Source organism: Legionella donaldsonii, assembly GCF_900452385.1.
Lineage (GTDB): Bacteria > Pseudomonadota > Gammaproteobacteria > Legionellales > Legionellaceae > Tatlockia > Tatlockia donaldsonii.
This window is the reverse complement of record NZ_UGOA01000001.1, coordinates 326,477-352,500: the sequence shown is the minus strand read 5'-3', so window position 1 is coordinate 352,500 and position 26,024 is coordinate 326,477. Positions and strand designations below refer to the sequence as shown.

Here is a 26,024-nt window from a genome sequence, read left to right as displayed (position 1 = left end):
GAGGGTTATGGCCGTTGTAATCCCCCTATGGCGGGAAAGAATATATCATCGACCAATTTGATATACCTCCCAGACAATTGTTTAACCACACCCAGTGGCAAGGAAATAATAGAGAATCCCCTCTAAGAATTGGCCGTGATAGCAATGGTGCCCCACTATTCTTATGCCAGGCTTTTTTTAAGGGAAGCAGGCAACCGGGCAAAACCTGGCCCGGTTATCATCATTGTAATATTTCCTATGCTGGCCATGAAATTATTACTGATAATTACCTTATACTGATCGATGAGCACCAACGCACACATCAGCATGGCTCTTATAACAATCCATACCAAACCCAATATTCCAGCCGCTACCAAGGCCACTCTCAGACTACTCAACAATGTATAAAAGGCCCGTTCGGCGAACAAGTCTGTGGATTCAATTGTTTGCGCTCAATTAATCGGGTTGCTTGTGCAAGAATGCCTGATCAACAATGTGTTGCTGATAGCTTTGGACATATTAGCTGCGGCTATGGTTGCGTGAAATCACCCTTAAAAGTAGCCTGTGCTCAAAGACGTGATGAAAATTGTGTCATTAATAGCTTTAATGAGATTGCTTGTGGCCAACATTGTCGAATCGACAATTTTAACCACATTCAATGTGACAATAGTTAGGGCTCGCTTCCAACCCTAGATTCGCTCGTAGCGATAAAAAGTCATATCATACTTATTTTTTTCATCGTGCTGCTGAAAAACAGCTTCCTTACACTGCCAATCTGCTTTGGATATCGCAGGAAAGAAAACGTCAGCATCAAATTGATGGTGAATCACTGTAAGATAAACCTGTGAAGCCAGGCCGAGGGCTTGTTCATAAACAGTGGCCCCTCCAATAATCATCACCTCAGGCGCATTTTTTACCAAGGCTAAAGCCTTCGTAAGCGAGTCGACTATTTCTACGCCTTCGAGGGAATGGTTTCGTCTACTTAAAATAATATTCAATCTTCCTGCTAAGGGTTTTCCGATGGAGTCATAAGTGTTCCGTCCCATGATGATCGGCTTCCCCATAGTGAGGGTTTTAAAATGTTTAAGATCTGCTGGCAAATGACAAAGCAAATGATTATCTTTTCCCAAACCTCGATTTTCATCGACTGCAGCAACTAAACTAATGATAGTCATTTCTGCTTTCTCTTATTCTTGCCATTGATTCTGCCATACGGACTGCAGCCAGCAAACTACCAGTCTCAGCCAAACCGGTACCTGCCAAATCCAGCGCTGTCCCATGATCAACAGAGGTACGAATAATAGGTAACCCAAGGGTCACATTTACTGCCGAACCAAAGCCAGCGTATTTTAATACAGATAACCCCTGGTCATGATACATAGCAACAAAGGTATCGCAGTGCTGCAGATTACGCGGTGTAAACATAGTATCTGCAGGGAAAGGCCCCTGGACATTAATCCCTTTTGCCTTTAATTCGGTTAGGGCAGGAGTAATAACCTCAATTTCCTCTCGCCCTAAATACCCCCCCTCGCCGGCATGGGGATTTAAACCCGCTACATAAATACATGGATTGCTCAGGCCAAAATCAAATTTTAGCGCTGTATGTAAACACTCAACTACTGAAGTAATTAAGGGTTTAGTGACGGCATCAGCCACATCTCGCAAGGGAAGATGAGTAGTGACTAAAGCAACTTTCATGGCTTCACAAGCCAATAGCATAACGACTGTCTCTGCATTACAGTGCTTTGCCAGAAACTCGGTATGGCCAGTAAAAGCAATACCGGCCTGGTTAATGATAGCCTTATGTACAGGGGCAGTAACCAGCGCAGCAAATTCACCTTGCAGGCATTTCTCCGTTGCCAAACTCAACATATTAATTACGTAGCTTGCATTTAAAGAATTCAATTGCCCAGGAACAACCCTGGCAACGCAAGGGATAGATAAAACCGTCAAGTGATTTGGCTTAGTGATAACAGGAACATCGGGTTGATAATTAGAAAAACTAATTGGTAATTTCAATTCTGCTGCCCGCTGAGCAAGCAAATCCTTATCAGCTAAAATAACTAGAGGTAAATCATAAGCAGCAAGAGCAAGACATAAATCAGGCCCTACCCCTGCTGGCTCACCACTACTAACCAGTAGGGGTTTCATGCTAATTGCTTATCCAAAATATTAATATAGGCTTCTGCACGCAAATGTTGCTGCCAATTTTGTACTGCTTCCGTAAATTTCCGTTGTTGCAAAAATTGCCTGACTTGTTGACGCTTGAAAGAGGCTGAATCGTCAATCTTTTTGCGCTCCAAAACCTCAATTAAATGCCAACCAAAAGGTGTTTTTACGGGCTTACTAACCTTATGCAGCGGCAATGCATCCATAACTTTCTCAAACTCTGGTACCAATTCGCCAGCAGTCACCCATCCTAAATCACCACCTTTAACAGCGCTGGCAGCATCAAGTGAATATTGCTTGGCCATCAGCGCAAAATCTTTACCTGCCTTTAGCTGTTGATACAAATTATTGGCCTGTTTACTCGCTTCAGTTGAGGTCATACTGGCATCCTGCTTTAACAAAATATGACGCACATGCGTTTTAGTAACCTCATGGTGTTCATCATTGCCACCAATAGCTGTTAATTGGATCAACTGATACCCGTTTCCTGTACGTATTGGTCCAGCAATTTCACCCACCTTCATGTTCACTACCTGCTTGGCAAAAATCTCGGGAAGTTCGGCAAGATGACGTTCACCCAAATCACCACCTTCCAAAGCAAATTCCCCACTCGATTCGGCAATCGCCATCCGATTGAAATCATCCCCATGTTTTAGTTTAACAAGCAAATCTTTCGCTTTTTGGTGGGCTTTGTTTAATTGCTCTGTTGTGGGCTCTTCCGGTACAGGAATCACAATATTTTGCAGATGATAAGTCTGTTTCGTTTTATCATCCTGTTGCGCCGTTTTCATGTACTCTTCTACCTGTTGAGCTGTCACAGCGACTACGTCTTTACCCACTGCTTTTTGTTGCAACCGGCTAATCAGCATTTCTTTACGGATATTTTCCCGATAGTTTTGCCAACTTAACCCTTGCTTGCTTACTTCTTCTCGCAGCTGAGTCAGGGTTAAATGGTTATTCGTTGCAATTTTATTGAGCGCTTCATTTAAATCGGCGTTATCCACTGTAATGTCATTTTGCTTCGCTACTTGCAGCTCCAAATCAACATCGATTAGATGTTGTAATACTTGTTTACGTAAGACAGTATCTGAAGGCAGTTGCATTTGTTTAGCCTCCAATTGCTGTCGTAAAATTTCGACCTGAGAATTCAGTTCACTCTCTGTAATAACACCATCATTAACAACAGCGACTACTTTATCCAAAGGCTGCCCTGCAATAACCATGGCTGGTAAGAGTAACAACAAAAATGCAATCCGCTTTAGCATGCGATTATCCTCTATCTTTTTTCCGGCAATTTAGGCCATTCTTAATCAAAATACAAGCAACTTTAATTAATTTAAAACAAAATCAACCTCTAACTATGAAAACTATCCGTATAACCTGGAATATAAGTGTGTATTGTACTAGCTGGGTCGCTATTTCCAACAGAGCCTAGCCCCTTCAATAAAATCTGTAAATAGACATTATTATTGTATCTTGGCTGTAATTGGGTATTTAAATTCTGGAAGGTGCGTCCTCCCAGCAACCTTACTGCCCAACAACAACTATCATATTGTAGCCCCAAAAAAGTCATCATTGCATACCGTTTACTTAAATTATAATTATAAGCCCCTAACGTGCTCCATCTTTCATTTAAAGGCCAGGCATAGGCGAAGGTTGCCTGGTGCAAAGAATTATCCTGCACTTGGCTATTAGCTACTTGCGTAATATCCCCATTAACCAAGTAGGTATATCCGACACTAACAATTTGATTTTTTGCTGGTTGGTAATGAAAATTGAGATGGCCATTATTGGTTGCACTTGTATAGGGATCCCAAACATAATCACCAGTTAACACCCAAGCTGGATGAAAACGATAGACTGCACGGCTTGCTATAGGGGATGATTTCGCAAGAGGCGACAGATAACCCAACGTTAAAGGGTTATCGACACAAGTTCCCATGTTATTCTGACAGAGCTGTACCCGCCGATTAGCAAAATAACGAATTTGACCAATGGAAACTGTCGCTTTTTCTCCGCCTGTTTGATCTGAGAGCCAGCGTGAACTAACGGCATAACTCAATTGGTTAGCATCGCCGATACGATCAAACCCTGAAAAACGGTTAGTACGAAAAAGTTGATCCGTATTAAATATCATATATCCAGAATCATACACAGGAATAGGCGTTTGATCATGAAAAGGGACATGAAGATAGTAAAGACGGGGTTCTAAAGTCTGGGTAAACATTTTCCCCATAACATTGACAGGGCGTTCAAAATACAACCCACCATCAACACTATAGCGAGGTATTGTACGATTAAATTGTCTGCTTAAAGGCGTACCATTGCTATTCAATGCATAAGAGCTGTAATAATTCAATCCATAAGGATAATAATTACTACCATAAGCATTCGTATTTAAGAAATAAGGGCTATTGTTTAATGGAAAGGCATCCCTGTCAAAAAAAGTACGGTTTTGTTTCACATCATAGTAATTTTCTACCAGCTCCACGGAAGGCGTAATAAATCCCCAGGGCTTCATTTGAGGAAAAGATAAAACCGGATTTAAGTGATAACGCGGTCCTTCTGGTTTTAATAAACGACTATCTGGCCATTGGAAATAGTCAAATTGTCCCAACAAAGAGAAATTACCTCTAAGAGGTAAATCATCATAAACGCCCCGTGCCATTAATTGTGGTAACCGCTGGTAAACATCCTCAATAGGTGTTTGATTGACTGGACGCAAGGTTTGATAACTTTGGAGCATGCCACGAAATAGCCAATTCTCTGTGGTGTAGGTCAAATCCCCTTGACGTAATAATTGTCGCTCAGTGAGTATGGCAAGATTCGAACTAAAATCCTGCAGATAATAGGGATCTGAAACCTGTTGGAAATTAATCCCCATATGCAAATGAGGATTGAATTGCGTGCTATCTTTCAACTGTACAGACCATCTGTCTGTTGAAGTACCCCGCAATTGTGGGTATTGCACTTCATTATCCAGTATAAAATTGCGAAAAGCGCGATCATTAGGTAAAAAACGACCGTTGAATACCCCATAAGAATGAGTGGTCAAATACCTAAACTGGCCTCCCATCATCAGGCCACGGCGTGAATAAACGTGTGGGATAAGAGTAGCATCATAATTGGGCGCTATATTCCAATAATAGGGTTGGGCGTAATCAAAACCACCAACATTCGACGTTCCAATAATTGGCATTAAGAAGCCTGATTTACGCTCTTTAGAGGTAGGAAAACTAAAATAGGGTGTATAAAACACTGGCCAACCACCTACGCGTAATTTAGCATTTCGTGCTACCCCTGTTGACTTGGCTTTATCGAGAGTAATCGTTTCTGCTTCAATTTGCCAAGCTTTGTCCTCCGGTGCACAATTACTATAAGTAGCCTGCTCTAATCGATAATCTTGATTAGCGAATCGTTGAATCAGGCTAGCACGCCCCCAAGCTGGCAAAATGGCGCCTTGACGTTGTGAATTAAACCGATAGAGAACATCTTCAACTTGCCCGGACTTATCTTGTGGATTAATAGTGGCCTTTCTTGCAATCATTAAACGCTCTGGCTCTAAATATTTTACCTCTCCAAATAATTCAATTTTGGTTACTTTATTCGATTTGGAATCGCGGTAAACATAAGCAGTTTGCGCATTGACAATCCGTTCAGTTTGTTGGACTTCAACATCGCCAGACAATTGGGAGCGGCCTTGATTATAAAAAGACACATTATTGGCCATGATTCGTATTTCATCATCCGCAAGCGGTATAACCGTAAGCGGTTTATAAGAGCCTCGGCAAACAGAAAAAGGGGCATTTTCTTGCCAACCCAGGCATTGAGCAATTCTAGAACGACCAACTGCATTTAACTCAACATCACGCGCGATTACGCAAGCTTGCACCGGCTCCATCATAATATCAGAAGCATAAGTCGCCACATGATACGTGCCTATAGCCAGCGTGCTGGTTGCAATAAAACCTGCAAACACGTAGCGATGACAAATCATTTTATGAATTACTTGCGGTATAGCATCAAGCCTAATGTTCAGCGTCACCAAAATACCTTATGATCCACATGCACAAGGTGCATGATAATTTAGGATCTATTGACATTTCTACTATCTTCGCCGAAAAGCATTGTTTTTCGGATCAAGCTAGCGAAAAGCCAATAGATCCTGTCAATTGCAAAAAAACATGACACCTGCAAGCAAGAGTCTACGTGAAATTCTCTCAGTAAATTCTGTAGAATTTCATGGCCGGCTCTAAAAAACAAGGCTGAGGAGTATAACATGCATAATCGACAAAACGCACTTAACAACTGGCTTGAAAAAGTGCTTGCCCCGTCTAAATTTACCCTACATCCTCTAGCAGGTGATGCCAGTTTCAGGCGTTATTTCCGTCTTCACCATAATTCGATGACCCAAGTAGTTATGGATGCCCCCCCTGATAAAGAAGCGTTACAACCTTTTCTCACTGTAGCTGGCTTGTTAACCACTGCTGGTGTACGTACCCCACAGATCCATGTCGTCGATAAAGAACAAGGCTTTGCTCTGCTGGATGATTTTGGTGACGCGTTGCTACTCAATCATCTCAACGTAGAAACGGCTAACAAATTATACCCTATGGCTATGAATACACTCATCAAAATGCAGCAATGTTCAACTCAAGCAACGGCACAACTGCCTATCTTTGATAGGCCCTTCATCATGTATGAGTTAAATGTCTTTCGGGAATGGTTTTTAGATGCTTATTTAAAAATAAAACTAACTGCAGCAGAAGAAAAACTATTAGATGAAACATTTGCTCAACTGTGCGACACAATCTTGGAACAGCCACAGTGCTTTATTCACCGCGATTACCATTCACGCAATATTATGTTGCTTGCTGAACATGAAGATCATGCTTTGGGAATTATCGATTTTCAGGATGCAATGCGTGGCCCCTTTACTTATGACCTGGTCTCTCTCCTGAAAGATTGCTACATCCAATGGCCTCGCGAACAGGTCATGAAATGGCTAACTACTTTCCATAGTCAAGCACCCAGTGCAACAGGTTGGTCTTTATCAGCATTTACACGTGCCTTCGACTGGTGTGGTCTACAACGCCATTTAAAAGTGCTCGGTGTTTTCTCCCGCTTGTATTTGCGTGATAATAAAGCCAATTATTTGCAGGACTTACCGCTAACCCATCATTATGTAATGGCGTGTCTCGAAACCTACGAAGAATTACATCCTTTTTATCAATTCATGCAAAATAGGATTCGTTTACCATGAAAACTGCCATGATTTTAGCTGCCGGCAGGGGAGTACGCCTTAAACCCCTTACTGACACAATACCCAAAGCCATGTGCCAGATACACAACAAACCATTAATTGAATATCACGTGGAAAGACTTGCCCAATTGGGGTTTGAACGTATCGTTATTAATCATGCTTACCTGGGCGGGCAAATACGCCAACATTTTGGTAATGGTGCCCAATGGGGAGTTGAAATCTGCTATTCTCCTGAGCCGCCGGGCGGACTTGAAACAGGCGGCGGCATTCACGCCGCTTTGCCTTTGTTAGGCAAAAAACCTTTTATAACTGTTAACGCCGATGTTTTTACTGATTATGACTTCACGCAATTACACCTGACGGAAGAAACTATGGTTCATCTGGTTCTGGTTCCTAATCCACAGCATAATCAGGGTGATTTTGGTTTGGATAATCAACAACAGCTAACTAACGAAAGATTATATACTTTTGCGGGAATAACTTGTTATCGTCCAGAAGTTTTTGAACAATGCAAAACAGGCAGATACTCCGTTGTTCCTTTACTTCGCGATTTGGCTGGCAAGAACCTGGCCAGCGGAGAGCTCTACCAGGGTTTATGGATTGATATTGGCTCCTCTGAACGACTCAAATTCGCCAATACCATTTCTCGTACTTAACTCTTTGGAGTTCGAACCCCCTCATAATCGGGAACCTCTTCGATGTCCACTTCTTGTACAGAGGTGGGCTGAGTGGCTTGCTGTTGCTTTTTGCTCACCGCAGCGGCAGGCTCTTCTCCCGGGAAGGACTGTTGCCGTGTAGTCACGTCAATCCCTTGATCCTGCATATAGCTTTCAAATCCGTTATCCCCTTTCATAAGATCGCTAAGCTCATCACCACTAGCTCTAACCTTATTGCCTTTCTTGTCTACAATAAAATCACCACTCTCATTGCTTTTATAGATGACACTATCATCACTACGATAGTGATTGCTCGCAAGCCAGGTATTAAATAAATTATCAACGACTTCAATTTTTTCACGATCTTCATCGTTCTCGGCATCCATTTCAACCCCATCTATAGTAATGCCTCGTCTATAGTCGCCTTTTTGACTGAACGCATAATCCATTACAACACCCTTATCCTGAATTTTGTCATTCATAAGGTCTGCTTCTTGTTTCGCCAGATTCTGCTGCATATTTTCATAAGGATTGCTAGCACTAATCTCACCGTTCCAAGGCTGACCATTCGGTCCGCGCAGATAATGGACATTCTGGCGAGCATTATCCATCTTTTTCAACATTGTCTGAGCGGGTCCTTTGTTAATTACCCCAGTTTGCGTAAATTTAGCTTTTGCCTGTTCACAAGCATAATCAATTGCCTCAGTAGTAGTAGCCACTTCGATGATTTGCCCAAAAGCCTTAGCAGGTGGCAATAACTCGTGTTTACCTTTACGCGTTACTTTCGATCTAGCCATAATTCACTCTCATATAATTCATTACCAATAAAAATCTAATCCTTAATGGATGCGAAATCGTCATCCCAGGCCATCTTGCAATTTATCCTCATGAATTCGAAGACTTACCTCTTGGAATTCTAATGATTATAGCAAATTCACAGCCTTTAAAGAGCAGTAACCAACGTTTGCAACCGTTAAGAGACCGTAAAACCGTCTATTAATCCAACGGATTCGGAAAACCATCAATAACAGAAGAAAATTGTTTATTCTTCATCGACTCAAAAGAAAACTCATCGACTTGAATAGCATCCCAGCGCGCCCGCTCTACAGCAACAATTGCATCCATGTCTTCCTGAGATAGTTCACCTTTATTGACTTTGTCGATCAGTTTTTCTTTCAAAGCGTCAAATTTAAACCGTTTGAGACCACTAATTTTTTTGAACAGCTCCTCGTGTTTGATGATAAGCTGTAAAGCATTCTCCATCCTATCGACGGGCTGTTTCGAATCCCCACTGAGGTAGAGTGATTTAGTCATCTGCTCACGATAATGGTTATTTTGCATCATTAATTTTGCCAATTGATGATCCAGCTTATCACTTGGATAACGCATTGTTTGTCCAAAAGGAAAGGCCAACAAACGGACTAACAATCCTAGTGGCCGGGAAGGGAAGTTTTGGCAAAAGCCAATCATGGCTTTTTGCGCATGATAGAAACAATAGGAAACAGCCCACTCAGCATGCACTTTTTCATCAGCATGCGCTTCATTTTTTTGAAAATAAAGCAATGCTGCCATAGCAAGATAAAGATAAGACATGCCATCTGCTAATCTTGCCGATAAACGTTCCTTTCGCTTTAACTCACCACCCAAATAAATTAACGATAAATCGGCCAACCAGGCATAAGCGTGACTTAAGCGAGCAAGTCGCTGGTATTCTCGCTTTAAACTATTTGCCGGGGCAGAAATAAAAAGTCCTCCTGTCCATGCTGAACAGATTGTTTTGGCAAGATTACCCATAAAATACTGAATATGCTGCCAAATTAAAGAACGGAAAGTGGCTTTGTCTTCTTTCGAAATAGCATAAAATTCATCGCGTACAAAGGGATGGCAGGCCATTGACCCTTGTCCGAAAATCAACAAATTACGCGACATAATATTCGCACCCTCTACAGTAATAGAAACCGGCACCCCTAGATAATAACCAGTCAAATAATTACGCGGGCCAACTACAACAGCACGGCCTGCATGAACATCCATGGCATTATTTACCGTTATGCGAGCAAGTTCTGTATTAAAATATTTCGTGATGGCCGAAGCAACAGAAGGTTTTTTATGTTCATTAACAGCGGCAACTGTCATTAAGCGATTGGCATTGATTAAGTAATTTAAACCAGCAATTTCAGCCAGCTTTTCCTCTATCCCTTCAAATTGACCAATTTCGACATTAAACTGACGTCGGATTCTGGCAAAAGCACCCGTGGTTAAATAAGCGATTGACGAAGATGCCGCCCCTAATGCAGGCAGAGAAATTGAACGACCAATGGATAGACACTCAACGAGCATTTGCCACCCATGACCAGCATTTTTTTGGCCGCCAATAATCGTTGTTATCGGTACAAAAATATTTTCTCCACGGATAGTACCATTCATAAAGGGTTGATCAGCAGGCAAATGGCGATTTCCTATTTCAAGATTTTCGGTATTCCTGGGGATCAGTAAGCAGGTAATCCCTTCTGCCCCCTCACCTTTCAACAAACCATCCGGATCCTTTAAATTCACTGCCAAACCTATTAACGTCGCAATAGGTGCAAGCGTAATCCAGCGTTTATTCAAATTAATCTTCAGGCCCAAAATCATTTTGCCATCAATTTTCTTTTTAACCACCACCGCTTCGGACTGAATGGAGGTCGCATCACTACCTGCTCCAGGCTCGGTAAGTGCAAAACAGGGTATATCCACTCCTTTGGCAAGATTAGGCAAATATTGCTCTTTTTGCTCTGTAGTACCGTAATAATTAAGTAATTCGCCTGGTCCCAAGGAGTTAGGTACCATGACCGTCACTGCAGCAACCCCTGAACGACTGGCAATTTTCATAACGATATCAGAATGAGCCCGTGCAGAAAAACCCTTGCCTCCATACTCCTTGGGAATTACTAACCCTAAAAAACCTTTTTCTTTAATATACTTCCAAACATTCTCCGGTAAATCACCGGCCTGACTTACCTTCCATTCATCAATCATGCCGCATAGAGTTTGTGTTTCATTATCAAGAAAAGATTGTTCTTCTTCACTCAGTGTTGAAGAAATATTGGCTAACCTGTCCCAATTAGGTGAACCCGTAAAAATATCTTGCTCCAACCAGGTATCACCAGCATTTAAAGCTTCCTCTTCTGTTTTAGTAAGCTTGGGAATTGATTTGCCTACCCGATCAAAAAGAAAATCACTGATAGCAAAACGGACATGTTCGACATGGATGATTGTGACAGCAACGATTATTGCCAACCAGACTAACAAACCAGCGAACCAAGGCATAGAAAATACAAAGGTGGTAAGTATCAAATAAACTGCACTACCTATTTCCCAGGTTAAAGCCTTCATGCCGTGATAGAGCACCACCAAGGTGAATATCAAATAAATAACAAACAGAAGTGTAGCCATATCAATCCCTTCCTTTACCTTAATGGTGAGTAATCCCACGGACTAATTGAGTAAATCCTAGTATATACCTGTCTTGAATCATTTTGCGAGTCATCCCACACAAGAGAAAAAGCCAGGGTAAAAGCAATTTATTTTTTAATTTTCAACTGGTTTGACGAAGCTCTGCCTGGTTTAATTGCCCTCTTCTATTGCACACACATAACTTGCTTATCTTGTTTTGCTGCCGTATCGTCTTGCGCTAGATCATTATTTTTTATTGAGAGCTATGAGCAAACGTTTGGTTTGGAATTTTGAAATTAGTAACGATAACTTACTCGCTTTAGACAAGCTTCCTCTGGCAGGAAGAGATGAACTTCGTTGGGAAGCACGTTTTTTCTGGCCAGATGATACGATTATTACTTTAAATGGCTTGGATGAGCGCTTTCTTCTTTTATCCAATTATCAGGTCAAGCATCGAGAAGATTGTTATTTACTCTTACCCAATTGCAATTACAACATTAAGAGACGGCGCTCTGAACCACTTTACAAACCCCTCTTAGAGAAAACAACCTTCTGCGGATATAGCAAGAAAATTAATCTCAACGAATACCCTACTGATGCACTAATACCAGGCAGCGATAATCTTCTTGCTGCTGACTTACTAAACAAACTGCAAACTCAGAGTCAGGAAATTGAGGTAATAAAAGAAGCTTTAGTGTACAAATTTAGCACTGTTCCGACCATCAAGCTCGAATTAGCGCGTCTGGAATTAAATGAAAGAATTTTTTTCAGTGCCTGTATTGAAGGGCATTCACAATTATTGGTCACAACGATAGCAAACCACTTGCTGAAAGGTCAGATTTCTTGCGACTATGTCAATTTCCTACAACAAATTTTAGCGTCATGATAAAAGATCTGCTGTCTATCATTTACAGTTTTGGCAAGATTGGCTTTATTTCCCTGGGTGGCGGCAACTCCATGCTGAAATTACTGGAGTACGAAGCGGTCAATTACCGTCAATGGATTAGCCCGGAAGAATTTGTTGCCATGGTTGGCTCAAGTTTTCTTTTTCCTGGTTTAACTGCAGTTAAATTATCGGCTTTAATCGGTTATAAAGCAGCAGGAATGACTGGTTTAATCCTGGCTGTTGCCTGTTTAAATTTACCTGGCCTAATTATGGCTATCGTTGGCTACCAAGTCCTAAGTAGTCATAATAGCCCCATAACGCGTAAAATTATGATTGCGGTGCAATATGGTGCATTGGCCTTACTCGCTGCCGCTTCTTTTTCCGTTGCCCAAGGGGTTGTCGGCATCTATTTCTCCTGGCCTATAGTAGTTATCTCCATGTTGTTTTTTGCAGCACTAGTCTATTTCCCTTTATCACCCTTTTGGGGATTCCTTGCTTTTATTGGCATTTGTTTCTTTATCGTCCGTTAAAATTAACGCTATAAAGCCGCTCTAGAAACGCAACAAGCTGCCTATAAGAACGCTTGCCTTCGACAAGGCTGATCAACTACCCTAGCGTTATTACCATGTATGTTTTTGGGGAGCCTGGTTTGAGTATTGATTTAGAGAACCCGGAATACTATATCAACCGAGAATTTACCGCGCTTGCATTTAATGAGCGTGTACTGCAACTTGCAAAAGATGAACGCGTGCCATTACTTGAGCGCATGCGTTTTCTTTGCATTTGTAGCGGTAATCTTGACGAATTTTTTGAAATCCGGGTCGCCGGTTTAAAAGAAAAAATTGCCTTGTCATCAAGGAAACTCAACATAGATGGTTTGCGTCCCGATGAAATTTTTACTCAATTAAGTAAAAAAGTTCATTTACTCACGGATGAACTTTATGACATCTTCAATAAAGAGTTACTTCCAGGGATGAAAAAGGAAAATATTCATTTTCTTAATACTGACGATTGGACGGAAGATATCCATCTCTGGGCAAAACATTATTTCAAAAATGAAATTTTACCTATAGTCAGTCCTATAGCGCTCGATTTAGCACATCCATTTCCGCGTTTGTTCAATAAAAGTTTGAATTTTATTATCTCATTACGTGGGAAAGACGCCTTTGACCGTAACATTGATTACGCTGTAGTGCATGCTCCACGTTCTTTACCTAGAATGATTCCGCTGCCCTCAGAACTTTGTACAACGGGCGGCAATTATTTTGTCTATTTAGCATCAATTATACAAACTCATATTCACAGCTTGTTCCCTGGAATGGAAATAAACGGTTGTTATCCCTTCCGTCTGACCCGTAATAGCGATCTGTTTTTGCGGGAAGAAGAAATAGAAGATTTAGCTGTCGCGGTACAACGCGAACTTTTTTCCCGGCACTATGGACATGTGGTTAGACTGGAAGTTGATAAGCAATGCCCAGCAAACATTGTTGATTTTCTATTACAGAAGCACCATTTACATCATGAAGACACTTATCACTGTGATGGACCTGTAAACCTGCAACGTTATTACAGCGCCATTAACAGAGTGGATCGACCCGATTTAAACTACCCGCCACTGACAGTGCAATATCCCGAATTTATTCACGAAAAACGCAATTTATTCAATGTATTAGATGAACAGGATATTTTACTTCATCATCCTTATCAGAGCTATGGTGTCGTGATTGATTTTATTCACCAGGCAGCCGCCGATCCCAATGTTTTGGCGATCAAGCAAACTCTTTACCGAACCCACTCTGAATCAGTAATGGTTAAAGCGTTGATAGAAGCCGCTCGCTCCGGTAAAGAAGTCACGGCAGTCGTTGAACTTCGCGCACGCTTTGATGAGGAATCAAACTTAAAACTTGCTAATCATTTGCATGAAGCAGGTGTCCTCGTTCTTTATGGTGTCATGGGTTATAAAACTCACGCAAAAATGACCCTTGTCGTGCGCAGAACGCATGGAAAATTAAAGCGCTATGTCCATTTGGGTACTGGTAACTATCATGAGCAAACGGCGAAACGTTATACTGATCTTGGCTTATTAACCAGCGAACCAACCATTACAGCTGACACGCAAATTATCTTTCAGCAACTAACTGGCCTTGGAAAAACAGTAAAACTTAAAGCCTTATGTCATTCTCCTTTTACCTTACAAAAAAATCTTTTACAGTTAATAGAGGAATGTAGTCAAAGTGCTCGCGAAGGCCAGGAGACCGAGATCAACATTAAGGTCAATGGGTTAACTGACAAAACCATGATTCAGGCACTTTATCGCGCCTCTCAGGCAGGGGTGAAAATTAATCTTTTAGTACGGAGTGTTTGTTGCCTTAAACCCGGTATTCCGGGGGTCTCTGATAATATCCGCGTCATTTCAATTGTAGGTCGGTTCCTGGAACATCACCGCGTTTATCATTTCCGTACCCACCATGCAGAACATTACTATTGCTCCAGTGCAGACTTGATGGAACGGAATTTGTATAATCGCATTGAAATTATGTTCCCTATCCTTGATGAAAACTGCCAGAAACGCATCAAGCAAGAAATTTTTAAAAATTATTTGCGCGATAATTGTAATGCCTGGGAGATGCAGGCAGATGGTACTTATAAACCAATGACTAATGGTAATTACTGTGCTCAGGATAAGTTACTACAGCTCTATGCGAGCTCAACGCAATAGCCTCGGTTCGAATTAGATTAAAAGTGTTTTACTGGCTTTTCCTGGTTCTTCTCGCGCTAGACGAGGAACCAGATAGCCCGGTAATTGTTTTTGTAATTGTCTATAAATTGCTAAGGCAGCTGTTTGCGGTAGATCAAAATGCGCAGCTCCCGCTACTGTATCTAACAAATGTAAATAATAAGGTAGCACTCCGCAGGCAAAAAGACGTTCACTTAATTCGGCCAAAATAGTTGCTTCATCATTAATGCCTTTTAGAAGAACAGATTGATTAAGCAAGTGACATCCAACCTGGCGCAAAGCCGAGCATGCCTCTGCAACCTGTTCATCAAGCTCTTGCTTATGATTGCTATGTAAAACAACAACTTTTTGTAATCTGGTTGTCCCGAGTAATTTTAATAAATCCTTATTAATCCGTTCCGGCAAAACAATCGGAATGCGCGTATGAAAACGCAGCGTTTGTAGATGGCGGATAGCCTCTAATTGCTGTATCAATTCAGCCAATACTGCATCAGCTGCCAATAGCGGATCGCCACCACTCAAAATAACTTCCCGGATGCTAGTATCAGCACGGACATAATCAAGCACCTGCTGCCAACCATCACGCCCCGGATTATTATTCTGATAAGGAAAATGCCGTCGGAAACAGTAGCGGCAATTTACAGCACAAGCTCCCGTTAAGGTCAGCAATACTCGCCCCTGATACTTGTGTAATAAGCCAGGAAGTGGATTACCTTTGCTTTCACGGAGTGGATCCGCAACGTAACCATCAGCAACAGATAATTCCTCTTCAACAGCAAGCACTTGCAAAAGAAGCGGATCACGGGGATTGCCGCGTTGCATACGTGCAGCAAAACTACGTGGAACCCTGGTTTTAAACTGTTTATCAGCAGCAGTACTACCTAAACCAGAAGGTAGTGCTAAAAATTCCAGCAATTCATTGACGGTGGCAAAGCCTTGCGCCAGAATCTTCTGCCAACTTATAGAGTAATCTCGCATTAATTGTACAAAATTGATAAACTGCGAACTCTAACGAAATTGCAACAAAATCTCAACAGTGGAGCACTGATGGCAATCTACAGTACCAATGAATTTAAGAATGGTTTAAAAGTTATGGTTGATAATGCACCTTGCAGCATTGTCGATTGTGAGTTTGTTAAACCGGGTAAAGGACAGGCATTTACACGTGTGAAAATCCGGAATCTGAAAACAGGGCGTGTCGTTGAACGTACTTACAAAACCGGTGAAACCCTACCTTCAGCAGATGTTGCTGATGTCGAAATGCAATATTTATATACGGATGGTGAACTATGGCACTTTATGGTTCCTGACAGCTTTGAACAATATGCGGTAACGTCTGAAGCCTTAGCTGATGCGGTACAGTGGTTAAAAGAACAGGACCTTTGTGTGGTTACCTTGTGGAACAATGAACCTATCCAGGTCACTCCCCCTAATTTTGTTATTCTTGCAATCACAGAAACCGATCCTGGCCTTAAAGGCGATACTTCTGGCGGTGGCGGCAAACCGGCAAAACTGGAAACAGGCGCTGTGGTGAGGGTTCCTTTGTTCGTACAAACGGGTGAGTTGATTAAAGTTGATACCCGAAAAGGTGAATACGTATCTCGCGCAAAAGAATAGTGAATTTCTGGCTGCAGGAGATGAATACAATCCAAATCTTGCAGCTTACTTCCATGGCAAAGGCAGGGATCTTGTTTGATAGAGTGCTGTCAACTTTTCGCAGCCATCTTTGTTTCTTTAACAACATACTTTAATATTTGCTGAGCAATATCTTCGCCTGTTGCCAGCTCCATTCCTTTAAACCCTGGCGAAGAATTGGCTTCACAAATTTTAAAACCCTGGGTATCAAACAACAAATCGATTCCAGCGATTTGTAAATTAAACAAACCAGCACAGTCTATCGCCAATTTCTCTATTTCGGGGGTAATGGCAAAGGGAGCCACTTCACCACCTAGCGAATAATTCGCTTTAAAGCTATTCTTAGCCGTACGTTTCATACAACCAATTACCTTAGTACCCAATACAAAAACACGTAAATCACGTCCATAACTGCTGGCAACAAACTCTTGTAAAATCATCTGATGATCGCCACTATGAGTACCAATCAGTTCCATCAAATCCCTAAAACTCTCTGCCGTTTCGCATAAATGTATCCCAATACCGCGCGCACCAGAAATATTCTTAATCACTAAAGGAAAACCAATTTCACGTTCAACAAGAGCGATAGGAACTGGAAATTTAACCAGCATCGTTTTCGGAAAGGGTAAGTCACTTTGCGCAAATAGTTGGCTAAGGAGCATTTTATCTTTAACTATTTCAATAGCAGCAGAATTATTACAGGTATATACCCCTGATTTTTCCAATTGACGAATAATTGCTAAAGCAAAATAAGACGTTTCGGCACCTAAACGAGGCAAGAGAAAATCAGGCAATGCCACCCGTGCACCATCTAGCAAAATACTTTTCTTATCATGCTGAGTAATAACCAATTCAAATTGTTCAGGTCTATAAACATCAAGCTCTATCTGTAAACTAGTAGCAGCCGCTAATAGCCGATTAACACCATGATCGGTTGGCAGCAACTCTTGCTTATTACGTTTGTATAAGATCCAGCCTTTCATGTCACCTCGCGCACTTGGTATATCAAATTATATACAACAAAATCTATCTTCCCAATTGGAAAAAAAACACAGGATAGACTTCGTCCATTTTTTTTGTGAGCAGATCATGACATTCTATTTTCAACATCAATACCACTCGGCAACAAACTCATAAGTCTTTTGCTAGAGCTGCAGCAATCGTGCCAGCATATAAATAATGCATATAAATAATAAAGAGAAACTGGTACGAAAAAAATTAAGCAGGTTTATACCGTACTTGCCCAACCTTGTGAACCTATACGTGATGATCTAGTCGATGCTTGTGAGAACGAGTATGAATTTATAGGAAAAGGAAGTTAGTGAGCAACTTAGAAGCGCGAAGCTGCTCACAATAGGGGCTTACCAACCACGATTATACCAGCCTCGATAACCATAAACGCCACGGTAGCCAGGCCAACCAATGTTACGCCAACCATAAGAAGAGCCCCAGTAATAGGGTCTTCCCCAATAGAGAGGCCTATTCCAATAAGAAGGCCTGTAGCCATAATAACCAACGGAGTAAACGTAATCGTTATTATAACCAGGAGAATAAACCGTTGTTGGCGCGCACCCCGTTAAAAACAGGGTTGGAAAAAATAGACCTAAGGCAATCATTAATTTTTTCATCGTGTGCTTCCTTGCCGATAAGTGCACTTTAATTATACCACAAGAATTATTTTTGAACAAAAATAACAACCACTGCCTTCTTGCGCTTAAACGGCAATAACATTGCAATAAGTGCATCAAGGTGATTAGTTAAAACGACTATTCGCCAATGAAGCTCCCGTACCTACACCACTTGTCTAGTGATTATCTGGTTGATGGGGCTAAACCTCGTTCAGCATTTGAGGTTGCAGAAAGAAGAAAGAATCTTGCAATATGACTAATCGATATTTAATACAGGCAACGACTTCCTGAGTATCTGAGCCTTCAATGACGCTCATGGTGGCGATCTATGAAGTACTTTAGGTTTCCTGCACCACAAGCAGGTATACACACCGCACCCCAAACCAATCTCCCTATACTGAAATTACATTTTGGTTCAGCCAGGGATAGTCATTACCCATATGGTTTATAATAGACCATTCAGCGCGTTTTTTGAAGCGCTCCAGCCCTATTCCAGTCCCAGTTTTAAGACTAACTCCTCGTTAAAATCGGAGGCTCTGCCTGTTCTAAAGGCGAAGGATTTCTAATTTATTGAAATAAAATTGCTTTTTTTAGGCATTTTTTCGCCGAAAAATTTATTTGCAATCATTGTTACGCTTGTAAATAAATATTCCTTCGCAGTCATCATTAAAAACAAAACTGTCCAGCTAATCGCGAAAATTTTCAAACTGTAAAGGTAACTCAATATCTGATTTCTTTAGCAAAGCAATGGCTTCTTGCAAATCATCACGTTTCTTGCCAGTTACCCGGACTTTATCCCCTTGAATAGAAGTTTGTACCTTTGCCTTACTGTCTTTGATTAATTTTACAATATCTTTTGCTGTTGGTTGATCAATACCCTGTTTAAAGGTCATTGACAGAGAGTAAGTTTTACCACTATGAACGGGTTTATCTTCCATATCAACACCGGCAGCACTTACACCCCGTTTAGTACAATGGTTACGAAATAAATCTTCTAGTTGTCTAACCTGAAAATCAGACTCCGATTTAAGTGTCACTGTTAAGTCCTTCAGTTCTATACTGGATTCTACACCACGGAAATCAAAACGTGTGCCCATTTCCCGCAGCGCATTTTCTACTGCATGCCTTAATTCAACTTCATTGATTTCTGAAACAATATCAAAAGATGGCATAATTGACCTATTTAAATACAAGACGCACCCTACTAATTTTTTAGCATGCTGCATCGGTTTATAAAAAAGTTATTGTAACTAAAAAAACTGGTTAAGGTATACCCCGTTATCTTTCCGTGAATAAAGAATATCCGCTACTATAGAGAAGAAACTATACAACACTTGAAGAAGGATTTTTTTAATTAAATCAGGGAGTAAGATATGCCTTTTTGTGAACAGGGTGTGATTAAACTTAGTCATTGCTTTCACTCGACTGCCAGGGAAAAAAAGAGCATCGCGGAATTCCTTTCTATCCTGAAGCGCGACTCATTATCTTGCATGGCGAAGATATTACTTTAATGCGTTCCACCATTTTTTACTGGATTCAGTGGCTATTAAATTTTAGCCCTTTTCGTCTTGATGAGAAAGAAATGGCCAAAGGCAATTAACGCGATTTATATCAATAGCAGGATACATCATGCCGGTATTATTAGTTAAGGGACATAAGGAAGTGCTTGAACCACTGTCTAAATCTCCAGCCATAAGCTTTGGGACTGCTCAAAAATTTTTTCTGAGGGGAGCTGGTGCCGCCAGTTATATAGTGAAAAAACCTCGGTATCGTACTCTCATCGGTATTTTTAAAGATTCTTTTCCAAGCGAGCTAACCCGCTATAAAGAATGGACTTATCTCGATTTTGATAGTCAGCAGCCAAATCTGACAATCTTGGACAAAACAAAACTTGAACCCTATGTCCGTCACCTCAAGGACTTAGCTGTTGAAGCAGCTTTCGGTGAGGTTGTTTATATGAAAATTATCCGAGCCTTGTTCCCAAACAGTATGGAAGTCCCCGATAATTATTTGCACATCGACCCGGTAACCGGTGAACCGTGGATAATTTCCCGTTTGATTCCTGATTTCAACGAGTTTATTGAGAAAAAATTAACCTTATTTCTGGGTGGCTCTATGAAATCTGCTGCGGAATGGGATGAGCGAGCAAAACCAAGTCGAGCTAATTTAAATTTCAGCAATAACGAACTTTACTTACTAGGCAAACTTTATTGCACTGCACTGATAACTCATGATTGGGATATCGTAAATAATATCATGTTATCCAATTCGGGTTGCCTGGGTGATTCTTTAACAGCAAAAAAAGTTGTGGTAGTCGATGGAGGTAATAAATTTCACTTTGGTTTTGGTGGGCTTACCTGTGCTGAATCAGCTAGCGAAAACCCCCAATTTAATTACGGTGCTAAAACTATTCCTGCGCACAGAGGCTTTAATTTTACCCTTCCCTTTGACATCGAAGTTTTTTTAACCTTACCCAGGCAACTTATTGGTGATCTGTTTGCTCTTGATAATGAATTTTTCATGCTAGGCGTAACCGACATGCTCAGGGAAGCAAAAGCCTCACTGGAAGCTAATTCTTCTTGCATCCAGGAAGCCGTGAATCTGGCTTATGAGCAGATTAGCGAAGATTCTGATAAGACGACCAAAGAGCGTTTAACTAATAGAGAGTCGACCCTTTTAAACCATAGTTATTATCGCGGCGGCAGGCGATCTGGCTATATCTTGGAAAAAATTCTTATTGGGCGTATAAACTCTTTGGATAATTTGCTAAAGCACTTATCAGAAGGATATTCTGTAGAATCACTTAATCAGGAAACGTTGGAGTGCTATCAGTCAGCACAGCGCTTTTCTTAACTATCATTCATTATAAAAATACATATTATATAAACTTAGAAAAGTACCATCCTGTTCCATTTTCTGTAATTGTTGATTGATTCTTTGAATCAGAATCATATTTTTTGGAAGAGCAACCATCGCAACACCCGCACCTAAAAGGAAAGTTTCTCCGAGAGTTTGAAATTGATTATCACCATTCACCACCCAGTAATTTGCGGCGGATCGGTGAAGGAAAGCTGCTGCAATAGAACCATCTGTCAATGCATTGATGAGGTAGTCCATATCGCGATATTCTTTAATATCAAACTGCTCTGTCCCGGTGCATAAATAATCATAAAAAACATTATTTTGAGCCTTATCAACCAATATAACACCAACCGATTTACCATTTAGATCATTTATCGATTGAATACCACTTCCTTTTAGAATTAAAAATTGAGCTTTACTAATCATGTAAGGCAAACTGTAAACATACGGCCCCTGCTGGTTTTTAGGAATAGGTACCCCAGCAATAGCAATATCAATGTCTCCCCTGTCTAACGCAGGATAAAGCTCATCAAAACTCATAGTCACTAATTGACAATCCTCCTGCAAGTCTCTGCATAGTATGTGTATCAAATCAATATCAAACCCTTCCTCGGTGGATATTACGTAGGGCGGGTAGAAATAAACTGTACCGACTTTAACATTGGCATAAACAGTAATGGGTACCACTGTAAGGCAAAGAAATAATATCACTCTTAGGAGCCGCATTTTCATCACCATCCGTTGTGCGTTTAGCCATATTTTTGCGCTTAGTTATACTATAGCCCAAATAAGCGACTTCCCGGTTCTAGCGAGTAATCTAAATGAGCTCATTTATATTAAGCACAGACTTCTTTGTTGAGTGATCTTTTTTCTTGTAGAAAATGATTAATTGATAATTGCAGTTCTTCTTGTAATGAGTAAGGGGGAACCCAATTGAGTAAGGTTTTTGCCTTAGTAAAATCTATTTCAATGTTATATAGCAGTTGGTCTGCCAATCGAGATAACCCTATTATTTTAAGCATTAGTTCTAAAAATTTGTGTGGAATCGGAATTAAATAATTTTTTTTATCCATGGCCCGACCAATTTGATTAATTAAGGCCGTTGTTGATATAGCTTCACTATCTGCGACAAGAAAAATCTCATTTTTTGCCTTTTCTGCCCAAACACACAAAATAATAAAATCAACGAGGTTATTGATACCTATAAAATGACGTTTATTTTTTATAGCCCCTAACGGTAAGGGTAATTTCTTATACACTAATGAAAATAGCTTTTTAAAATTACCTTTCACTCCCGGACCATACACCAAAGGTGGTCTTATTATGACTAACTCTATCTTATCGGAAAGTTCCTTTAATGCTTCTTCAGCCCTTAATTTCGAAAGCCCATAAGGTGTGATTGGCAATAATGCTGTTTTTTCAGTAAAGGGAATATATTGTTTCATATTACCGAAAACACTCATGCTGCTTAGAAATATAAAACGACGAACTCCGTATATAGCCGCCTTATTAGCCAAATTCATGGTTGTATCATAATTGGCTTTCATGAACTGCTGCTGTGAGTTCTCAATGTTTTTTTGAGGGTGGGTTTGCGCGCCACAATGGATAACTGCATCAATCCCATCAAATAATTTACCCCACAGATCATTATCTATGACTGTCTGTATACAATAAACATCCAGCTCAGCAGACACTTCCGTTTTTAAAGTTGCTGCAGACTTTGTTGAATGAGTTAGAATACGAATTGGCTGATTGTTTTTTAAAAATGAGCAAACCAAGGCTCGACCAACAAAACCATTAGCCCCAGTAACTAGTATTGTATCTTTGCTCATAATGATAATCCCTTTTTATAACACTTTGATTTCATTAGCATTAATTTATGTCGCAGACTCAGCCAGCCTTGCGTCTAAAAAAATCCCTACAGGGGAAAATAGAACTCATTCCAATCATTGCTGATCTCTCATAATAGTATTGCCATTATGAAACGGGCTTGATTATACCGTAGAGCGGTAAAAAGGATAGAGATCTGAAAATTAAAATTTTTCTGTCCCAGATGCTGATCAGGCAACACACTGGTTGCTCATATCAGGGCGATTAATAGACTGCCCATAATTGATAGGAAGACGAATTTTGCTCCATATTAAAAATAAAACAAACCAAAGATAAATAGCAAAAGAATTAGAAAAACCAAATGGCGGAGAAACGAAGCTGATAAATATCGAATAACTCCAAAACACGTAACTCAGCGCTGTTAACAAATTAGGATTGCGGTAAAAATTTCGCCATGACCTTCCGGCTACAACGCCCCATATCAAGGCAGCTAAAAAGCTAAAATAGCCAAGATCAATGAACAATGCCCCCCAGGCGCCAACAAAAAAGCCATAAATATTGGCATTCAGGAGAATTTGGTAACCAGGCTTTAAAAAATCATCCCCCCCTGGTGCAGCACGTAATGCAGCAGCAAGAATGTCAATATGGTACCCCCCATATAAAAACTTGATATCATGCATTGAATCTAATAGCCGCTCTATCATAGAGAGATTCTGAATGAAATAAAAAACAGAACTCACAACGGCTTGTGGAAGCTCTGGTTTATTTAAAGATTTGCTTATTTCTATAAGCCCCTCTGTTGGCTCTACACCCCAAACCCTTGCTGCGTGGGACATAAAAGCGGCTGTGTCCAAACCTGTTTTTTGTGAGCGTACTGTCCATAGAATGCTGCTATAGGCGACAAACGCTACGAACAACACAGCAATACCATAACGAATCGATAAGGATTTAGGCAAGAAACTTTTACCTAAATACTTTCTTGTATAAAATGCAATCCCTGTAAATAGAAGTAAAACAAGAATAGGGCTTCTACCACCGGCTAAAATGGCAACACCCAAGATGGTAAAAACAAAGCCAATCATTAGCAATTTAGTGATGCGCGACATATTTTCATAATAAAGTATGCCGCTCACTAAACCTACGAAACCTGCTGGATAACATAAAAACGCTCCAGCTGAAGCAAGACTGCTATGAACCTCTTCTACACCAAGTAAGCTTTGAGCACGCAAAAGTCGCAAACTGTATATAGAAGCAAGACTAAACTCGGTCAACTCGGCAAATTTACTATAAATACTAACTAAACCACCTAGCATACCAATTAGTAAAACGGTATTTATTCGCCATTGTAACCGCCTGGAAATCGAGCTATCCACTGTAGAATGGTGAGGAGAGTTGCTTTTACCCGGCAAAAGATGTGTGTAAAACAGGGAGCCAAGAACAAACAGTAAAATATGAGCGGTCAAAAACATAACCCCCCCCATAGTGGGGGCTGGCGTTAGAATGACAGGCGCTAAAAAATAAGTAAGAAAAATTAACAACCAAAAGGAAATCATCAATACAGCTGGATGAATAAATCGTCTCATACTGACTCGGCTCTCACATTGGCATCCATGATAATTCTCCCCTTATATATTCTGACTATAAAATTCATCAGCGATTTAACCTACCACACAAGTCAGCACTATCCTTTCTTTCTCCAATACCATACCGCCACGATGAATTCCCTTAGAGTCAAAAATTACAGCATGACCTTTACTTGCCATTATCTTCCACTCCGCAGCCAAAATTTGTTGTGCCGCTTCAGACTCTGTTTGCAGATCATTTCCAAAAGCACATTTTTTTCGCAGGAAAGTAGGTAGGGCAGAAAACAACTGACGCGATTTAGGATCCGTGGAAGAAAAACCAGAGGTATCGTTGATTTCCTGTATCATATTGGCGAATCTGCCAGGCCGATTGCGATGGGATCCCAATGTAAAAGAGAATGGTCCATTCTCCGAATCCACATCACTTAGATAGAGTATTACTTTCACATCTCCTCCTGAGGCATCGCGATGGCAATAAGCTGTTGAGGGTTTGTCAATCGCTAGATCAGGAAAGAAACGCTGCCAAAAATCATCGCTGCTATCATTAATTTGTGGATTGATATCCACTACACTCACTGGGCGTCCGAGGTATTTTGCAATACCCGGCAGAATACCGCTTGCAGTCAATGCAGCGTCAACTGCGTGAAATAAATCTTTATTGACCGAACGCAGCGCCGTACTACGTGACTCAATGAATTCACGGCTCCCCTCTTTCCTTTGGCCACGAATCTGGCGTAATTTTTCCAGTAAAGGCAAGGCTAAAACATCAATTTTGTCGAACTGGTAGGAATTAATATCAACGACACAGATACCTTGTTTATCGAGACTAGCGGCAATCTGCTCACCTGCCTTGCTAACCGGTTTAGTCTGTCTAGGCAAAAATTTATACCCAATATTCAAGGCGATCTTTTTTAACGTCACAACTAAATCAGAGAGCGTTTTTGGATTACGTAGGTCAGCAGGGATCAATTCGTAGGAGATCACTCGTTTTATTGCAACAATTAAAAAATACTTCCCAAAAATAAGCAACGAATGAAGTTTACCGCGAAAATCAGCTGTCTTAATGAAATCAGCATAGGCCAAATGAGTTTCATAATTTATTCTATCAGGTATTTTTTTACTCGCATTGCTAGTAAAATTAGCCTTGCCTTGCGGTGGGGAAACGAGATTTTGAGCATCGTTTTCTATAATTCCCTCTAGATTCTGATTCATATAAATCCCCATGATATCAATTGTAACGAAGACGTAGTTTCGCTTGTCTGTTGCATTGAAACAGCGCGATTTTACCGAGATCTTGAATAAAAATACACCTTTATAAAGAAAAAATTAAACATTTAAACCAATAAGCAAGCGTATAATTG

General features: G+C 40.7%; 23 protein-coding genes (1 of these 23 cut by a window edge). 9 read left to right on the top strand and 14 right to left on the bottom strand.

Annotated features, from left to right (window positions below):
- Together DYC89_RS16650 and DYC89_RS01620 are read left to right on the top strand one after the other, a co-directional pair.
- On the top strand, positions 1-126 hold the final stretch of the coding sequence (locus DYC89_RS16650) for a DM9 repeat-containing protein (protein WP_245953924.1). Its footprint begins 192 nt before the window's first position; the window shows 126 of its 318 coding nt (coding positions 193-318); its start codon lies off the left edge, out of view; the stop codon is at positions 124-126.
- Positions 78-653 carry a DM9 repeat-containing protein gene (locus DYC89_RS01620; protein WP_245953923.1) on the top strand — a complete coding sequence of 192 codons (576 nt, stop codon included), beginning with the start codon at positions 78-80 and terminating at the stop codon, positions 651-653. Before DYC89_RS16650 ends, DYC89_RS01620 begins: the two co-directional genes overlap by 49 nt.
- Positions 654-668: 15 nt before the next feature.
- Here DYC89_RS01620 and DYC89_RS01615 read toward each other — a convergent pair whose 3' ends face one another.
- The 4 genes from DYC89_RS01615 to DYC89_RS01600 all read right to left on the bottom strand — a co-directional run bounded on the left by DYC89_RS01615 (position 669) and on the right by DYC89_RS01600 (position 6,145).
- On the bottom strand, positions 669-1,154 hold the full coding sequence (locus DYC89_RS01615; RefSeq protein WP_115220223.1) for a dihydrofolate reductase: 486 nt from the start codon (positions 1,152-1,154) through the stop codon (positions 669-671).
- On the bottom strand, positions 1,141-2,130 hold the full coding sequence (gene pdxA / locus DYC89_RS01610) for a 4-hydroxythreonine-4-phosphate dehydrogenase PdxA (protein ID WP_115220222.1): 990 nt from the start codon (positions 2,128-2,130) through the stop codon (positions 1,141-1,143). Before pdxA ends, DYC89_RS01615 begins: the two co-directional genes overlap by 14 nt.
- Positions 2,127-3,413: a peptidylprolyl isomerase gene (locus tag DYC89_RS01605; RefSeq protein ID WP_115220221.1), complete on the bottom strand. Its 1,287-nt coding sequence runs from the start codon at positions 3,411-3,413 to the stop codon at positions 2,127-2,129. The genes pdxA and DYC89_RS01605 overlap by 4 nt, the downstream gene beginning before the upstream one ends.
- An 89-nt stretch (positions 3,414-3,502) precedes the next feature.
- The gene (locus tag DYC89_RS01600; protein WP_425451563.1) at positions 3,503-6,145 is read right to left on the bottom strand and encodes an LPS-assembly protein LptD; all 2,643 of its coding nucleotides are present in this window, start codon (positions 6,143-6,145) and stop codon (positions 3,503-3,505) included.
- Between the two features lie 282 nt (positions 6,146-6,427).
- Here DYC89_RS01600 and DYC89_RS01595 point away from each other — a divergent pair, with 282 nt between their 5' ends.
- Positions 6,428-7,411, top strand: a complete 984-nt coding sequence (locus tag DYC89_RS01595; RefSeq protein ID WP_115220219.1) for an aminoglycoside phosphotransferase family protein — start codon at positions 6,428-6,430, stop codon at positions 7,409-7,411.
- Positions 7,408-8,067 (top strand): N-acetylmuramate alpha-1-phosphate uridylyltransferase MurU, encoded by a 660-nt coding sequence (gene murU / locus DYC89_RS01590; protein ID WP_115220218.1) that lies wholly within the window; start codon positions 7,408-7,410, stop codon positions 8,065-8,067. The genes DYC89_RS01595 and murU overlap by 4 nt, the downstream gene beginning before the upstream one ends.
- Here murU and DYC89_RS01585 read toward each other — a convergent pair.
- Both DYC89_RS01585 and DYC89_RS01580 read right to left on the bottom strand, forming a co-directional pair.
- Positions 8,064-8,864, bottom strand: a complete 801-nt coding sequence (locus tag DYC89_RS01585) for a hypothetical protein (RefSeq protein ID WP_115220217.1) — start codon at positions 8,862-8,864, stop codon at positions 8,064-8,066. The two genes, murU and DYC89_RS01585, sit on opposite strands and share 4 nt — an antisense overlap.
- A 199-nt stretch (positions 8,865-9,063) precedes the next feature.
- Complete coding sequence (locus DYC89_RS01580) at positions 9,064-11,502, bottom strand: acyl-CoA dehydrogenase (protein ID WP_115220216.1); 2,439 nt, start codon at positions 11,500-11,502, stop codon at positions 9,064-9,066.
- 265 nt (positions 11,503-11,767) lie between these two features.
- Here DYC89_RS01580 and DYC89_RS01575 point away from each other — a divergent pair, with 265 nt between their 5' ends.
- The 3 genes from DYC89_RS01575 (at position 11,768) to ppk1 (ending at position 15,107) form a co-directional block, all read left to right on the top strand.
- On the top strand, positions 11,768-12,388 hold the full coding sequence (locus tag DYC89_RS01575) for a hypothetical protein (RefSeq protein ID WP_115220215.1): 621 nt from the start codon (positions 11,768-11,770) through the stop codon (positions 12,386-12,388).
- The gene (locus DYC89_RS01570) at positions 12,385-12,918 is read left to right on the top strand and encodes a chromate transporter (RefSeq protein WP_115220214.1); all 534 of its coding nucleotides are present in this window, start codon (positions 12,385-12,387) and stop codon (positions 12,916-12,918) included. The genes DYC89_RS01575 and DYC89_RS01570 overlap by 4 nt, the downstream gene beginning before the upstream one ends.
- Positions 12,919-13,037: 119 nt before the next feature.
- On the top strand, positions 13,038-15,107 hold the full coding sequence (gene ppk1, locus DYC89_RS01565; protein ID WP_181879299.1) for a polyphosphate kinase 1: 2,070 nt from the start codon (positions 13,038-13,040) through the stop codon (positions 15,105-15,107).
- A 12-nt stretch (positions 15,108-15,119) separates the two neighbouring features.
- On the opposite strand, the gene epmB is transcribed toward ppk1, so the two are convergent.
- Positions 15,120-16,103 (bottom strand): EF-P beta-lysylation protein EpmB, encoded by a 984-nt coding sequence (gene epmB, locus DYC89_RS01560; protein ID WP_115220212.1) that lies wholly within the window; start codon positions 16,101-16,103, stop codon positions 15,120-15,122.
- 69 nt (positions 16,104-16,172) lie between these two features.
- Here epmB and efp point away from each other — a divergent pair, with 69 nt between their 5' ends.
- The gene (gene efp, locus DYC89_RS01555; protein WP_058446250.1) at positions 16,173-16,742 is read left to right on the top strand and encodes an elongation factor P; all 570 of its coding nucleotides are present in this window, start codon (positions 16,173-16,175) and stop codon (positions 16,740-16,742) included.
- 89 nt (positions 16,743-16,831) lie between these two features.
- Here efp and DYC89_RS01550 read toward each other — a convergent pair whose 3' ends face one another.
- The 3 genes from DYC89_RS01550 to DYC89_RS01540 all read right to left on the bottom strand — a co-directional run bounded on the left by DYC89_RS01550 (position 16,832) and on the right by DYC89_RS01540 (position 19,560).
- Positions 16,832-17,743 carry an ATP-grasp domain-containing protein gene (locus DYC89_RS01550; protein WP_115220211.1) on the bottom strand — a complete coding sequence of 304 codons (912 nt, stop codon included), beginning with the start codon at positions 17,741-17,743 and terminating at the stop codon, positions 16,832-16,834.
- 378 nt (positions 17,744-18,121) lie between these two features.
- Positions 18,122-18,388: a hypothetical protein gene (locus DYC89_RS01545; protein ID WP_115220210.1), complete on the bottom strand. Its 267-nt coding sequence runs from the start codon at positions 18,386-18,388 to the stop codon at positions 18,122-18,124.
- Between the two features lie 686 nt (positions 18,389-19,074).
- On the bottom strand, positions 19,075-19,560 hold the full coding sequence (locus DYC89_RS01540) for a YajQ family cyclic di-GMP-binding protein (protein WP_115220209.1): 486 nt from the start codon (positions 19,558-19,560) through the stop codon (positions 19,075-19,077).
- Between the two features lie 457 nt (positions 19,561-20,017).
- On the opposite strand from DYC89_RS01540, the gene DYC89_RS01530 reads away from it, so the two are divergent.
- A complete protein-coding gene (locus tag DYC89_RS01530) occupies positions 20,018-21,241 on the top strand; it encodes a hypothetical protein (RefSeq protein WP_115220207.1) in 1,224 nt (407 codons plus the stop codon).
- Positions 21,242-21,244: 3 nt separating this feature from the next.
- On the opposite strand, the gene DYC89_RS01525 is transcribed toward DYC89_RS01530, so the two are convergent.
- From DYC89_RS01525 to DYC89_RS01510, 4 genes are all read right to left on the bottom strand, one after another.
- Complete coding sequence (locus DYC89_RS01525) at positions 21,245-21,976, bottom strand: transporter substrate-binding domain-containing protein (protein ID WP_181879298.1); 732 nt, start codon at positions 21,974-21,976, stop codon at positions 21,245-21,247.
- 110 nt (positions 21,977-22,086) lie between these two features.
- Positions 22,087-23,082 (bottom strand): NAD-dependent epimerase/dehydratase family protein, encoded by a 996-nt coding sequence (locus DYC89_RS01520; protein WP_115220205.1) that lies wholly within the window; start codon positions 23,080-23,082, stop codon positions 22,087-22,089.
- Positions 23,083-23,310: 228 nt separating this feature from the next.
- Positions 23,311-24,663, bottom strand: a complete 1,353-nt coding sequence (locus DYC89_RS01515; protein WP_115220204.1) for an oligosaccharide repeat unit polymerase — start codon at positions 24,661-24,663, stop codon at positions 23,311-23,313.
- Positions 24,664-24,738: 75 nt separating this feature from the next.
- Positions 24,739-25,875, bottom strand: a complete 1,137-nt coding sequence (locus DYC89_RS01510; protein WP_115220203.1) for a hypothetical protein — start codon at positions 25,873-25,875, stop codon at positions 24,739-24,741.
- Positions 25,876-26,024: the final 149 nt, after the last annotated feature.

Excerpts from the sequence above, each read along its gene's own strand:
- DYC89_RS01615 (WP_115220223.1), bottom strand. The coding sequence starts at position 1,154 with ATGACTATCATTAGTTTAGTTGCTGCAGTCGATGAAAATCGAGGTTTG.
- pdxA (WP_115220222.1), bottom strand. The coding sequence starts at position 2,130 with ATGAAACCCCTACTGGTTAGTAGTGGTGAGCCAGCAGGGGTAGGGCCT.
- DYC89_RS01605 (WP_115220221.1), bottom strand. The coding sequence starts at position 3,413 with ATGCTAAAGCGGATTGCATTTTTGTTGTTACTCTTACCAGCCATGGTT.
- DYC89_RS01600 (WP_425451563.1), bottom strand. The coding sequence starts at position 6,145 with ATGATTTGTCATCGCTACGTGTTTGCAGGTTTTATTGCAACCAGCACG.
- DYC89_RS01595 (WP_115220219.1), top strand. The coding sequence starts at position 6,428 with ATGCATAATCGACAAAACGCACTTAACAACTGGCTTGAAAAAGTGCTT.
- murU (WP_115220218.1), top strand. The coding sequence starts at position 7,408 with ATGAAAACTGCCATGATTTTAGCTGCCGGCAGGGGAGTACGCCTTAAA.
- DYC89_RS01585 (WP_115220217.1), bottom strand. The coding sequence starts at position 8,864 with ATGGCTAGATCGAAAGTAACGCGTAAAGGTAAACACGAGTTATTGCCA.
- DYC89_RS01580 (WP_115220216.1), bottom strand. The coding sequence starts at position 11,502 with ATGGCTACACTTCTGTTTGTTATTTATTTGATATTCACCTTGGTGGTG.
- DYC89_RS01575 (WP_115220215.1), top strand. The coding sequence starts at position 11,768 with ATGAGCAAACGTTTGGTTTGGAATTTTGAAATTAGTAACGATAACTTA.
- DYC89_RS01570 (WP_115220214.1), top strand. The coding sequence starts at position 12,385 with ATGATAAAAGATCTGCTGTCTATCATTTACAGTTTTGGCAAGATTGGC.
- epmB (WP_115220212.1), bottom strand. The coding sequence starts at position 16,103 with ATGCGAGATTACTCTATAAGTTGGCAGAAGATTCTGGCGCAAGGCTTT.
- efp (WP_058446250.1), top strand. The coding sequence starts at position 16,173 with ATGGCAATCTACAGTACCAATGAATTTAAGAATGGTTTAAAAGTTATG.
- DYC89_RS01550 (WP_115220211.1), bottom strand. The coding sequence starts at position 17,743 with ATGAAAGGCTGGATCTTATACAAACGTAATAAGCAAGAGTTGCTGCCA.
- DYC89_RS01545 (WP_115220210.1), bottom strand. The coding sequence starts at position 18,388 with ATGAAAAAATTAATGATTGCCTTAGGTCTATTTTTTCCAACCCTGTTT.
- DYC89_RS01540 (WP_115220209.1), bottom strand. The coding sequence starts at position 19,560 with ATGCCATCTTTTGATATTGTTTCAGAAATCAATGAAGTTGAATTAAGG.
- DYC89_RS01530 (WP_115220207.1), top strand. The coding sequence starts at position 20,018 with ATGCCGGTATTATTAGTTAAGGGACATAAGGAAGTGCTTGAACCACTG.
- DYC89_RS01525 (WP_181879298.1), bottom strand. The coding sequence starts at position 21,976 with ATGCGGCTCCTAAGAGTGATATTATTTCTTTGCCTTACAGTGGTACCC.
- DYC89_RS01520 (WP_115220205.1), bottom strand. The coding sequence starts at position 23,082 with ATGAGCAAAGATACAATACTAGTTACTGGGGCTAATGGTTTTGTTGGT.
- DYC89_RS01515 (WP_115220204.1), bottom strand. The coding sequence starts at position 24,663 with ATGAGACGATTTATTCATCCAGCTGTATTGATGATTTCCTTTTGGTTG.
- DYC89_RS01510 (WP_115220203.1), bottom strand. The coding sequence starts at position 25,875 with ATGAATCAGAATCTAGAGGGAATTATAGAAAACGATGCTCAAAATCTC.